The organism is Arthrobacter sp. ISL-5 (assembly GCF_018613835.1).
Lineage (GTDB): Bacteria > Actinomycetota > Actinomycetes > Actinomycetales > Micrococcaceae > Arthrobacter.
Map to the genome: position 1 here is coordinate 84,532 of NZ_JAGGPM010000002.1, position 11,948 is coordinate 96,479.

An 11,948-nucleotide genomic window follows, 5' to 3' on the forward strand; every position below is an offset into this window, starting at 1 on the left:
GTATTACCGCGTGATCCGGAGGTGTCGAGGTGAATGCCGCATCGAACAGTGAACGGCCAGAAGGTGAACCCGTCTCCCTCTGGCTAGCCACAGCCGGAACCACGGATTATCCCGTCCTCAGCGGGGATACGGAGGTCGACGTGGTGGTCATCGGGGCCGGCATCGCCGGGCTGACCGCCGCGTTGGCGCTCAAACGCGCCGGTCACACCGTTGCGGTCATCGAGGCCGCCCGTGTCGGAACCGGCGTCACCGGCCACACCACAGGCAAGGTCACTTCCTTGCACCGTCTCGCCTACAACCAACTCGTAGGCAGCCACGGCACAGACACCGCCCGCATCTACGGACAGGCGAACGAGGCCGCGATCGGCCACGTCGCGCACGTTGTGGCCGAGGAGGGCATCGACTGTGACTTCCGACGCGTCGTCAACTACACGTACGCCGAATCCGCTGACTCGCTTGAACTCGTCCGCGCTGAAGCCGCCCTTGCCGCACGCCTCGGCCTTCCCGCCACTTTCAGTCATGATGTGCCGCTGCCCTTCCCGGTCAAGGGTGCGGTCCGGTTCGACGGGCAGGCGCAAATACATGCCGTGAAATACCTCCAGGGTCTCGCCCGTGCAGTTAACGGTGAGGGCAGCTTCGTCTTCGAGGGGACGCGTGCGCAGCGAGTCCGCGACGGCTCCCCGGGTGTGGTCGATACCGAGCACGGCGCCGTCCGGGCCCGGGACATCATCGTGGCCACGAATGTGCCGTGGGGCGGCCAGGGCCTGTTCTACCTGCGGTCCCATCCGCACCGCTCCTACCTCGTGGCCGGGCGCGTGGACACGCCGCCGCTGGACGCCACGTTCATCAGTGCCGACGACCCGATGCGCTCCATCCTGACCGCCAGCGTCAACGGCGAGAGTTACGTGCTCGCCGGCGGCGAGGGCCACCGGGTGTCCGAGGCCGGCGACACCGCCGCGCGGTACCGTAGGCTCGCCGCCTTCGCCCACGACCGCCTGGGCGTGGACAAAGTGGCCTACCGCTGGTCAACGCAGGACGGCATGCCATTGGACGGGCTGCCCTACGTGGGACCCATGTCCCCCGTCGCCAAACACGTGTTCGTGATTACTGGCCTGCGAAAATGGGGCCTGTCCAACGGAACCGCCGCCGCCCTCATTCTCACCGACACCCTCACTGGCCGGGAGAACCCCTGGGCCCGGGTGTTCAACAGCAACCGGATCACCCCGGCGGCCAGCGCCAGACGGTTCGTGAAGGAGAACATTAAGACTGTGGCAGCCGTCCTGGCCGGCAAACTCGGCCGCCGGCCCAGCCAGGCGGACCTGTTGCCGGGCGAGGGGGCAGTCATCAAAGTCAACGGCGGAAGCACTGCCGTCTACAAAGACGCCGCCGGGGAGATCCACGCCGTCTCCGCCACCTGCACCCACCTGGGCTGCACCGTCGGCTTCAACAGCGCCGACGCCACCTGGGACTGCCCCTGCCACGGTTCGCGGTTCGCCACCGACGGCACCGTCATCCAGGGACCCGCCGCCAAGAGCCTCCCGCCCGCACCGGCGCCCTGACCGCCGCCGGCTGGTGCCCGCGTCCGTGGCTCCTGGCAACACATGACACGGGTGCTTCCACCCAGGTGACGAGCATGAAATCGGGTACCGAACAGACGTCGACCTCGAGAGGTGTCCGCCCTACGATTGGAGCGTCACGCCAGTTGACGTGGCATTCGTTCCGGTCCATGCACAGATCCAATTGGCAAGGAGATCATGATGCTCGGAGAACAAATCGGGGAACTCAACGGACAAACCATCAGCACGCGGGTTCTGGAAGACGTTGGTCGCGGTCCGCGCACCGAAGTGACCGACCATCAGGTCGGCACGCTCTGCGGTGCCCAAGTTGACGTCAACGTCACCTACGTCGGCACGATTCGTCCCAGCGGCACGGTCGCCGGCAGCGGAAACGGTTTTGTCGTCACCGCAAGCGGGCAGACTGCAACCTTCACCGGCCACGGTGTCGGTAGTTTCACAGGTCCGGGTCAACTCACCTGGCGCGGGGCATTGTTCTACGAAACCACCTCAGACGAGTTGAGTAGCCTCAACGGGATCGCAGTCCTGTTCGAGTACCAGGTGGCCGACGGCAAGTCCGAAGGCCGCCTGTTCGAGTGGAAGTAGCGCTGCACACCCAGCGCAAGAGCGCGACGGCGGGACCTCCCGCCGTCGTCGGGGGACTCCGACGCCGGTCAGGTCAGGTCGGCTGGTACTGCCGGTGGAGCATTCGCATGTGCTCTTCGGCGAGTTTGATCATTGCCTGCGTGGCCGGCGAGAGGCTTGCGGGATCGCGGCTGATGATGGCGAATGTTTCGATGAGCGGCGGATCCAGGCTCACGTAGTTGAGGCGGTTGGTGTAGCCGAGGGCTTCCGCCACCGGGACGGAGGCCACCGCTGCCGCGGTGCCGCTGGCGGCGATGGCGAGTGCCGCGGCCCCGGTCTCAACTTCGATGTCCGGAATGAAGGGCATACCGACAGTTTGGGCGCGTTCGCTCAGCTGGCGCCTGGTGGGGTCGTTCTGGGCCCAGCCTGAGTCCGGCAGGACCAGCGGCCGCTGCAGCAGTCCTTCGATGGTGACCGGTTCGGTCAATGCAGGTTTGGTGTGGAAGTAGGCAGCTTCGCAGGACCAAAGGACATCGCCCATGGTGAGCCCGCGGGCGTCAATCGGCAACGCTACGACGCCCGCTTCAAGGCGGCCTGCGCGAACAAGGTCGGCGACTTGGGCGGAATTCGATCCGATGACGCGGACATGGATATTCGGGTAAAGGGCGCGGAAGGCGGGGATGAGGCCGGAGAGCACGTATTGCCCGCTGTTGAACATCCCGAACGCCACCGTTCCCTCCTGCCGGTCCCGGATGCCTGAGACGGAGTCCAGGACAGTGAGATGACGCCGGTGGCAAAGGCAGACAGTGTCACTCCGCCCTCCGGAAGCCCGAAGTACAGCAGGTAGAGGAGAACCAGTGCCGGAGCGCCGCGGCCCACCTCCACCATGCTTGAAGGCCCGGTCAAGCCGCTGCGAATAGCAGCCCTCGTCGTGCGCCCGGAAGTTGAATGCGACGAGAACTGTCCTTACTGTTCGGGGCCCGAAACGGACTGAGATTCTCCGCACCGGCACCAAACGCAAGCGGTCGACGGCGGGAGGTCCCGCCGTCGTCCGCCCTGAGGTCCTGCGCGGGGCGATTAGGCGATCACTGCGGGGCGAGTTCGCCGTAGAAGTAGGGCGCCGTGACGCCGCCGTCCATGAGGAAGTCGCTGCCGGTGATGAACGCGCCGTCGGGGCCCATGATGAGAGCGCCAACGGTGCCGACCTCGTCCGGGGTGCCGCCCCGTCCTGCCGGAGATAACTCGATCATGCGCCGGTATCCCTCGCCCCGGGGGCCGGTGAGCTCATCTTTGGCGAGCGGGGTGAAAATGATGCCGGGGCTGATCGTGTTGATCCGCGCGCCGCGCTTGCCCCAGCGGACGGCCTCGGCCATCACCCGGAGCGAGTTGCCGCGCTTGGCCAGCTGGTAGGCGTGGAGGGAGTCCGTGACCTCGTCGGGCTGAAGCTTGGGGAGCGCCAGCAGCTCGTCGGCCGGCGTCGTCGCGAGAGCGGTGTTTTCCTCGGGAGTCAGGGCACCCAGGCGGTGCCCTGACTGCGAGGCGATGACCACGCCGGCGCCGCCGCGGGCAATGACGTTCCCGAATTCCTCAAGCACCACGGCGGTCCCGTACAGGTCCACGGCCAGGATGGTTTTCGGCGAGGCCTGGCTGGGCGAGACACCTGCGGCGTGGATGACACCCGTGACGTCGCCCAATCCCGTGGCCGCGTCGACGAGGGCGTGAACGGACTGGCGCGAGGACACGTCGACGGTCATTGTGCTGACCTCGAAACCGGCGTTGCCCAACACCTCGGCCGCAGCGTCGGCGTTCCCCGGGTTCAGGTCCGCCAACAAAACCTTCTTGCCCGCGCTGACGCGCCGGGCGATTGCCTGACCGATCGATCCGGCTCCGATGACAACAATGACGTCGCTCATGATGATTTGCTTCTGCCAGCCATGCATCCACCCTAGGAGCCGTCAACGATGGGCGGGAGGCACTGGGAGTACCTGTATCAACAGCCCCTCCCATCCGGGGCCCGTCTCCTGTTGTATGGATATGGACCCTGACCTCCGACCCCGGGACCGCCAACAGTCAAGGAGCAGCAAATGCGAGCAACCATCATGTATGGCGCCGGTGACGTGCGCGTGGAGAACGTGCCGGACCCGGTCATCCAGGATCCGACCGACGCGCTCGTGCGGATCGTCCACTCGTGCATCTGCGGGTCCGACCTGCACCCGTACCACGGCATGCCCGCTTCCCGGCAGGGCAGCCCGATGGGGCACGAGTTCATCGGCGTCGTCGAGGAGACGGGCAAGGATGTGTCGACCCTGAAGAAGGGCGACTTCGTCATCGCCCCGTTCGCCTGGTCCGACGGGACCTGCGACTTCTGCCGCGAGGGCCTGCAGACCTCCTGCCGGCACGGCGGGTTCTGGGCCTCCGGCGGCATCGGCGGTGCCCAGGCCGAAGCCGTCCGCGTCCCGTTCGCCGACGGCACCCTGGTCAAGGCACCGGTCGGTGGGGATTCGGAGCTGCTTCCGTCGCTGCTGACCCTCTCCGACGTGTACGGCACCGGCTACCACGCCGCAGTCAAAGCAGGCGTCAACGAGCGGACCACTGTCACGGTCATCGGTGACGGCGCCGTGGGCCTGATGGCGGTGCTGTCCGCCAAGCAGCTGGGTGCCGAGCAGATCATCTTGATGGGCCGGCACAAGCCCCGCACCGATCTGGGCATCGAATACGGCGCCACCGACGTCGTTGCCGAGCGCGGCGAGGCCGGCATCGAAAAGGTCCGCGAGATCAGCGGCGGCGACGGCACCCACACGGTGCTGGAGTGCGTAGGACACCGGCCGGCGTACGACCAGGCGCTTGGTGTGATCCGCCCCGGCGGCGTCATCAGCCGAGTCGGCGTGCCGCAGTACGAGGATGCGCCGATCGGCTTCGGCAGCATGTTCGGCCCGAACATCACCCTCACCGGCGGCCCCGCCCCCGTCCGTGCCTACATCGAGACGCTGCTGCCCGGCGTCCTCGACGGCACCGTGAACCCCGGCAAGGTCTTCGACCGTGCCATCAGCCTGGACGAGGTGCCCGACGGCTACCGCGCCATGGATTCCCGCGAGGCCCTCAAGGTCCTCGTCCGCCCGTAGCGCACAACACGAAAGGAACACCCTCATGGCCACATGGCTCATCACGGGATGCTCCACCGGACTCGGCCGGGCCCTCGCCGAAGCAGTGCTCGCCCAGGGCCACAACGCCGTCGTCACAGCACGAAACGCCACCACGGTGCAGGACATCGCCGCCGCTTTCCCCGACACGGCCCTGGCCCTGCCCCTCGACGTCACCGACCGGGCACAGATCAGCTCGACGGTGCAGCAGGCGCGGACGCGCTTCGGAGGCATCGACGTCCTCGTCAACAATGCCGGCTACGGCTACCGAGCGGCGGTTGAGGAAGCGGACGACGCTGACATTCGGCGTTTGTTCGACACTAACGTTTTCGGCGCCGTCGACATGATCAAAGCAGTCCTCCCGGACATGCGCGCGAAGAGGGCAGGGTCCATCCTGAACATCTCCTCTATCGGGGCGCGCATCTCACCGGCCGGGTCCGGGTACTACTCGGCAACAAAGGCGGCCCTGGAGGGCCTGTCCGGATCCCTCCACAAGGAACTGCAGCCGCTCGGCATCAGCGTCACCGTCGTCGAGCCGGGCGCATTCCGCACGGATTTCGCCGGCCGCTCACTCACCCAGTCAGCGACGGCGCTCGCGGACTACGCGGAGACGGCCGGGAAACGGCGCAAGGAGAACGACACGATCCACGGCAACCAGCCAGGCGACCCGGCAAAGGCCGCAGAAGCCATCCTGGCGATCGTCGAAAGTGCGAACCCGCCGTCGCTGATGGTGCTCGGCAAAGACGCCTACGATGCATTTGCCGCCGTCGCCCAGGCAGAGCGCACGGAACTGGACCAATGGCGGGACCTCAGCCTCAGCACGGACATCGAGGGCTGAGCTACGGCCGCCGACACCGCCCACACCTCAGTGGCAGTTCGCCTGCCCCCTAACCGTGCGAGGGGTGCAGGCCCTTGGCATACGCGGCCTGCCCTACATGCTGAAGGCAGTCGGCAATAGTGCCGACCAGCCGCACGCCGAGGGTGACGGGCGGGTCCCAGCGTCTGTCGACGATGCGGTCCAAGTCCTCGTCGCCGAGAGTTTTCACAAACTCCACGGTCTGCCGGTGAACGGCCTCGTAGTATTCGATCAGCAACTCCGGCGGAGCCTGCACCGAGTCGACCTGGTCAGTCGAATGGCCGTAGCCGGTGTCGCGCTCGGGCAGCGGGAGGTCGAAGCGGCCGGAAAATTTCTGCGAGGCCCAGACCTGCTTCAGGCCAGCGGCGGAGGCGACCTGAGAGTCCTCTATCCGGCTGAGGTGCCAGATCAGCCACGCAATCGAGTTTCCGGTGCCTGCGGGCCGACGGACCAGGGACTCGTCGTCGGCCCCTTCAAGAGTGGTGGCTACGATCTCACGGATCCGGCCGAAGGAGTCCAGCAGCAGTTCGTTGGATTTCATCGAGTCCCTCACTGTGCATTTTCGGTGAGGCCCATGCTTGCATGGAACCCGCAGCGCTGGATAGGGGCGGGGTCTGCCGCCGCCGCGCCGCTCCCTGACAGTAGGGTGGTTCCCATCGGACCGCGCGGAAAGGAAGCTGCTATGAACGACACGGAAAAGCCTGCCAAGACGTATGACGGATTCACGGTCGAGGAACGGGCCGCGATGAAGGAACGCGGGCAGGAGCTCAAGGCGGCCACGCGCCGCGGATCGCGCGGCGCCAAGGCGGACGGCGAAAGCGACGTGCTCGAGAAGATCGCCGAGATGCCGGAGTCGGACCGCGCCATCGCCGAGCGGCTCCACGCCATCATCAGGGCCAGCGCCCCGGAACTCACGCCGAAAACCTGGTACGGGATGCCCGCGTACGCCAAGGACGGCAAGGTGGTCTGCTTCTTCCAAAGCTCGCACAAGTTCAAGACACGGTATTCAACGTTCGGCTTCAACGACGTGGCGAACATCGACGACGGCACCATGTGGCCGACCGCCTTCGCGCTGACGACGCTGACCGCCGCCGATGAGGAAAGGATTACGGAGCTGGTGAAGAAGGCCGTCAGCTAGGGACACCGCGCTCGGTGCCCTTAGTGGGAATCGAGGGGCTTCTTATAGAAGGTCGCGACGTCCTCATACGCGAGGGCGAGATAGAAATCGCCGGCCCGGCGGCTTGCCAACGAGACATAAGCAGCGCCTTGCGACTCCGCCCATGACTCGGCTTCAATCGGCAAGGCCTGTCCCATGCCTTGCCGGCGCGCTCGCTCGGCCACCATAACCTCCTCAACCCAGGCAACAGGGCCGTTGGCAAGAAACGTGGCGCGACAATGGGCAAACAGGTACCCGACGACGGATCCGGCACTTTGTTCGGCTACAAGAACGAGCGTCCGGGGCGCCTCGACCAGCGAACGGAATGTTAGGTCGAAGGCTTCCCGCTCTGGCCTGAACGTCGGGACAAAGTCCTGGCCAAGAAGCCATACGTCGTCCGCATCAGTGGTGGCGGCGAGCCTAATGGTCATGCTGGGGTTTGGCATCTGGCTACATTACCCGCGCCAGCCACGAGCGAGGCATCTGCAATGCTGTACAGCATGATGATCAGTTTTGAATGGCGCGGGACGGTTACCAACGGAGAAATCAACCAGCTGCACGCGGAGGGCTTCGATCACGCATACGTTGAAAACGATTGGACTGACCTGCTCTCGCGCCTCAGCCTGGGGTGGGTGACAGCGCGCGACGATCAGGGGCTCGTCGGCTTCGTAAACGTGATCTGGGACGGTCAGGTGCACGCGTTTATCGAAGACACTTTGGTGGCACATCGTGCCCGCCGACAGGGCGTCGGGAAAAGACTCCTCGCCGTTGCCACGGAGAACTCCAAGGGAGCGGGGTGCGAGTGGCTTCATGTTGACTTCGACGATCACCTGAAGAGTTTCTACTTCGATGCATGCGGGTTCCGTCCCACCAATGCTGGTCTGATCCAACTGCGATAGTCGTCCCCGATCCGTAGCCTGGGCCGACCGCCTACAGGACGTTCTGGTAGTGCTCCACGACGGGGAAGGGATCGTAGAAGTGGTGCAGTAGGGCGCGCCAATTCGCGTATTGCTCGGACTGTCGGAATCCAACTGTATGGTCTTCGAGCCGCTCCCACTCAACAAGTAGCAAGTAGGTGTTCGGCGACTCGATCGAACGCGACAACGACAAACCCCGGAAGCCAGCCATCGAAGCGATGATGGGCCGCGCCTCGCTAAACGCCAGCTCGAAGTCATGTTCCTGACCGGGGGTGACAGACAATAGCGCGTGTTCGGTAATCACTGGACGAGTCTCCCACACAGGAAGGCCAGGAACGCGCCTTCCGGGTGTAGGCTCCAGAACTACGGGAGCCCCGAGAGACAAAAGGACTTAAGATTCCTTGATGAGCGCAGCCAGTGACCGAATGGACAGCGCGGCGGTCCGATGCCGGCGATCGATAGTCAGGTCTTCGTATGGCCCTGCGTAGCGCGGCTGATCCCGCACATCCATTGATTGCTTCGCACGAGGCCGGGCTGCGGCTGCGGGTTCTCAAGGCTGCCAGTGTCCTGGTTGACCGTCTGACGTACGACGCCGTCACGATAGATGATGTTGCCCGGGACCTGCATGCGTACCTTGTCGCTTTGACGTACTGCCTGAAGGTAGGCGGGGCGGCGTCGACAGTCGCTAACCTGTTGGCCGAGGCGATCCGCAGTGAGGAGTTCGCGGTCCAGTTCCGGCAGACGCTGCTGCGCGAGCGCCGGCAGGGATTTCTTGCAATCCTGCTCCGGGGCCAGCGCCGAGGGCAGATCCGCGACGATGTGGACCTGGTTATGGTGATCGACGCTGTGTACGGGGCGATCCATCACCGATTGATCGCAACCGGACAGGACATTGACGGTGCGTTTCTGCGGCATCTGACCCACTTCGCCATTGACGGGGCAGCAAACCCCGACTATCTGGAGAGCCACCGGGCGCGGAAAATAGGCGCTCCGGCGCACACTTGACGACCGTTGCGGTGGGACGTTCAGTGCCATTTCGTTCCATTCCTTTCGTTCGGGCAAACGCCCTGGAGGGATGGTTGAACCAGCGCAGAAACAAGCGCTAAGTCACCATCAGCAAACCAGGAGAACGGCACGCCATGACCACCACATTAAAGACCCTGCGAACGAACGTTGGAAGCAGGCACCCGGAGCTCTACAGGGCACTGACGGCGGTGGCGGTGCTAGCGGATAAGACAGCGCTCGCAGAAGGACTGTCACCTCTTCTCATCGAACTGGTCAAGATCCGTGCTTCCCAGATCAACGGGTGCGCGTTCTGCCTGCGGATCCATACCAAGGACTCGCTGGCGAAAGGCGAGAGTCCCGAGCGGCTGAGCGTTCTGCCTGCTTGGCGGGAAAGCATGTACTTCGACGAGCAGGAACGTTCGGCCCTCGCCCTGGCCGAGTACATCACCACCATTCAGGATTCCCACACCAACACGGGACTGTATGAATCAGCCGTTACCCATTTGACGGCCGGTCAGGTGTCCGCCCTGACATGGCTGACGATGACGATCAACACCTATAACCGCATCGCGATCAGCAGCGCCTACACCGTCGCCCCCTAAGCCACGGCGCATAACGACGCGGGCCGGAGGCCGGCTCAGTCAGTTACTGCCCGGCCGCTGCCGCTGCCGTCTCAGAGTTCGATGGCCCAGCCGTCTTGGTAGTCACGGTGGTCTCTGTAGGGGGCTGCCATGCACATGAGGACGTATTCGCTGGTGCCACCGACCTCGCTGGGGATATCGGTGACGAGCGGGACGTTGCCCAGCATCTGTCGTTTGGCGGCGCATTCAGCGAGGATGCGGCCGGGATTGAACCGCGCGATGTAGACCCGGTCCTCGGATTTGCATTCGAGGTGGCCGGGTGCGTGGTCGGCGCGGGCGTCGAGGACGGTTCGTTCGTTGGCGGAGTAGAGGGCTGCGGTGTCGCTCCCGGGTTCACCGAACCATTCCCAGGGCGCGGGTGATGCGGCCAGCGCGATGGCTTCGTCTTCGGCGATTCGGGCTTCGAGGAAGGCGATGATGTCCATCCCTTAATCCTGCCACCCTGCGGGCACCATTTCTCAATGCCGTCAGGCGCGGGCGAGGGCCAGGCGTTCCGCTGCCTGGGCGTTTAGTGCGGTTGCTGCGACTGGGGACGATTGGAAGAGGCATTCCCCGCGGGCGTTATGGAGGGCTGGCCACAGGCTTGCTGCCCAGGCTATTTGACCGCTCGTCGTCTGTCGCCGAAAGACGCCTAACCATGGGTGCGAATGACGGGTTAAGCTCGCATCATGAAGCGGCGGGGCAGGCTCCTCTTTGCGCTCGGCGCGGTTGCCAGCGGGTTGGTATTTGCTGCCGTTCTCGGCCGCATGCCCGAAGTAGACCGGGTATGTCCAGCTATGGGTTGGGCATATGTGGGTGATGTGGAGCTGGCCTTTTCCACCCCGCCGGAGTCAGTAGTGGCTTGCTTTGGGGATGGATGCACTCCTGAGCAGGTGGCCAGAAACCCAGAGGGAAAATGGCAGGTCCCGCAGGCCCGGCCATACCTGAACCCACCCGTTAGTGTCACCTCGATTTACGTGGAGGCGGTAGCCGCTTCTGGTGGCCGCATAGCCCAGGATTTACCAATTGAAACTGAATCAACCGGGGAGTACCCGTTCGGACCCGAGTGCGGTGGACCCTTCAGGTTCAAGCCCGTGCATGTGGCCTTTAGCTGAAATGGCCGGGCGCGGTATCGCCAGATCAACGGATTCGTGCTGTGATGATGAGCAAGTAAGCACCTCGCAATCCTGAGCAACCGGGGGAGCCAACATGTCGAACCAGAGAATCCCCGACTGGCGTCTGTTTGGAGGCGAGGCTGCCAAACGAGCCCTCCGTATCATTGTCATCTTCACGGCGGTCATGTCCTGCATCGGTATTACTGACCTGATGTTCCGGAGCGGCGGGGGAATAGCACTAATCGTCGTCGCGCTGCTCACGCTTGTCGGACTGGGTGTGCTCTGGCGTAGATGGAATAGGAGTCTGCGCAGTTACGCGAGGCCGCCCCAGCACAGATCTACCCGCCTGCAGAGAACGAGGATTGGATTCCTTTTGGCGAGTCACCCGTCCCTGTCGAATGGCGTCGTCGTCGTTTTGATTTACACTGCTGCGCTGTGCCTGGCCGGCGTAGGGGCCACCGGCGGGACGGTGGGAACTGTCGTGCTGGTGAGCTTCGCGGTTCTAGCCTCTGTAGGAGCATTTGCTGTATTCCAATTACGGCAAAGAGCCAGGACTCACAACGGCTAAGTCTTAGAGGGCGACCAGCGCTACCGGGTCCCCTTCGGTTACGGCGATCCGGCCCATGCCATGATCCAGGATTATCCACACGGTGTTGCCATCACAGGTCCGTATGTCGACTGTCCCTCTCTTGCTGTATTTCTCCTTACGGACCACTTCGACCCGGTCACCACTGTTCAGCTTCCGCCATAGACGTGCCACCCCTGTTTCCACCCGAGGTTTCTCATACTCAGGAACTGCTTTGTGGTTGCGGCCCTTGACTGTGGAGGACCGGTGATCGGCGCTTGCCCAGTTCCGAGGGCGGGCGGTCTCGAGAGGCCGGGATTGCAACGTCATTGCTTGCTCCTTACTGCGGTTGACCTTCCGGGACCCCTGCTGACCGCCACACGGTGTCGCTGGCGGATTCCGTGTGACGGTCAGCTGGGCTCGGCAAGAACGTCTG

At 64.3% G+C, this 11,948-nt stretch carries 15 protein-coding genes; 8 read left to right on the forward strand and 7 right to left on the reverse strand.

What is annotated here, in order from left to right; genetic code table 11:
• The first annotated feature begins 29 nt into the window (after positions 1 to 29).
• On the forward strand, positions 30 to 1,559 hold the full coding sequence (locus J7I89_RS01180) for an FAD-dependent oxidoreductase (protein ID WP_214966601.1): 1,530 nt from the start codon (positions 30 to 32) through the stop codon (positions 1,557 to 1,559).
• A gap of 195 nt (positions 1,560 to 1,754) precedes the next feature.
• Positions 1,755 to 2,159, forward strand: coding sequence for a hypothetical protein (locus J7I89_RS01185; RefSeq protein WP_214966602.1), 405 nt, complete (start codon positions 1,755 to 1,757; stop codon positions 2,157 to 2,159).
• A 73-nt stretch (positions 2,160 to 2,232) separates the two neighbouring features.
• Here J7I89_RS01185 and J7I89_RS01190 read toward each other — a convergent pair whose 3' ends face one another.
• On the reverse strand, positions 2,233 to 3,150 hold the full coding sequence (locus tag J7I89_RS01190) for a LysR family transcriptional regulator substrate-binding protein (protein WP_308159773.1): 918 nt from the start codon (positions 3,148 to 3,150) through the stop codon (positions 2,233 to 2,235).
• 73 nt (positions 3,151 to 3,223) lie between these two features.
• Positions 3,224 to 4,051 carry an SDR family oxidoreductase gene (locus J7I89_RS01195; RefSeq protein ID WP_214966604.1) on the reverse strand — a complete coding sequence of 276 codons (828 nt, stop codon included), beginning with the start codon at positions 4,049 to 4,051 and terminating at the stop codon, positions 3,224 to 3,226.
• 171 nt (positions 4,052 to 4,222) lie between these two features.
• On the opposite strand from J7I89_RS01195, the gene J7I89_RS01200 reads away from it, so the two are divergent.
• Positions 4,223 to 5,260 (forward strand): zinc-dependent alcohol dehydrogenase family protein, encoded by a 1,038-nt coding sequence (locus tag J7I89_RS01200; protein ID WP_214966605.1) that lies wholly within the window; start codon positions 4,223 to 4,225, stop codon positions 5,258 to 5,260.
• Positions 5,261 to 5,285: 25 nt separating this feature from the next.
• A complete protein-coding gene (locus J7I89_RS01205) occupies positions 5,286 to 6,116 on the forward strand; it encodes an oxidoreductase (RefSeq protein WP_214966606.1) in 831 nt (276 codons plus the stop codon).
• Positions 6,117 to 6,165: 49 nt separating this feature from the next.
• Here J7I89_RS01205 and J7I89_RS01210 read toward each other — a convergent pair whose 3' ends face one another.
• The gene (locus tag J7I89_RS01210; RefSeq protein WP_214966607.1) at positions 6,166 to 6,675 is read right to left on the reverse strand and encodes a DinB family protein; all 510 of its coding nucleotides are present in this window, start codon (positions 6,673 to 6,675) and stop codon (positions 6,166 to 6,168) included.
• Between the two features lie 141 nt (positions 6,676 to 6,816).
• Here J7I89_RS01210 and J7I89_RS01215 point away from each other — a divergent pair, with 141 nt between their 5' ends.
• A complete protein-coding gene (locus tag J7I89_RS01215; protein ID WP_214966608.1) occupies positions 6,817 to 7,272 on the forward strand; it encodes an iron chaperone in 456 nt (151 codons plus the stop codon).
• A 20-nt stretch (positions 7,273 to 7,292) separates the two neighbouring features.
• Here the strand turns inward: J7I89_RS01215 and J7I89_RS01220 are convergent, their stop codons facing one another.
• Positions 7,293 to 7,721, reverse strand: a complete 429-nt coding sequence (locus tag J7I89_RS01220; protein ID WP_251044756.1) for a GNAT family N-acetyltransferase — start codon at positions 7,719 to 7,721, stop codon at positions 7,293 to 7,295.
• A gap of 57 nt (positions 7,722 to 7,778) precedes the next feature.
• Here J7I89_RS01220 and J7I89_RS01225 point away from each other — a divergent pair, with 57 nt between their 5' ends.
• The gene (locus tag J7I89_RS01225) at positions 7,779 to 8,189 is read left to right on the forward strand and encodes a GNAT family N-acetyltransferase (RefSeq protein WP_251044757.1); all 411 of its coding nucleotides are present in this window, start codon (positions 7,779 to 7,781) and stop codon (positions 8,187 to 8,189) included.
• 31 nt (positions 8,190 to 8,220) lie between these two features.
• On the opposite strand, the gene J7I89_RS01230 is transcribed toward J7I89_RS01225, so the two are convergent.
• Complete coding sequence (locus J7I89_RS01230) at positions 8,221 to 8,511, reverse strand: antibiotic biosynthesis monooxygenase (RefSeq protein WP_214966610.1); 291 nt, start codon at positions 8,509 to 8,511, stop codon at positions 8,221 to 8,223.
• A gap of 170 nt (positions 8,512 to 8,681) precedes the next feature.
• Between J7I89_RS01230 and J7I89_RS25875 the strand changes: the two genes are divergently transcribed.
• Both J7I89_RS25875 and J7I89_RS01240 read left to right on the forward strand, forming a co-directional pair.
• Positions 8,682 to 9,212: a TetR-like C-terminal domain-containing protein gene (locus tag J7I89_RS25875; protein WP_214966611.1), complete on the forward strand. Its 531-nt coding sequence runs from the start codon at positions 8,682 to 8,684 to the stop codon at positions 9,210 to 9,212.
• Between the two features lie 134 nt (positions 9,213 to 9,346).
• Positions 9,347 to 9,814 (forward strand): carboxymuconolactone decarboxylase family protein, encoded by a 468-nt coding sequence (locus tag J7I89_RS01240; RefSeq protein WP_214966612.1) that lies wholly within the window; start codon positions 9,347 to 9,349, stop codon positions 9,812 to 9,814.
• Positions 9,815 to 9,885: 71 nt separating this feature from the next.
• Here J7I89_RS01240 and J7I89_RS01245 read toward each other — a convergent pair whose 3' ends face one another.
• The gene (locus J7I89_RS01245) at positions 9,886 to 10,278 is read right to left on the reverse strand and encodes a DUF6221 family protein (RefSeq protein WP_214966613.1); all 393 of its coding nucleotides are present in this window, start codon (positions 10,276 to 10,278) and stop codon (positions 9,886 to 9,888) included.
• A 1,240-nt stretch (positions 10,279 to 11,518) separates the two neighbouring features.
• Entirely contained in the window at positions 11,519 to 11,842 is a 324-nt protein-coding gene (locus J7I89_RS01250) for a hypothetical protein (RefSeq protein WP_214966614.1), read from the reverse strand.
• Between the last annotated feature and the right edge of the window lie 106 nt (positions 11,843 to 11,948).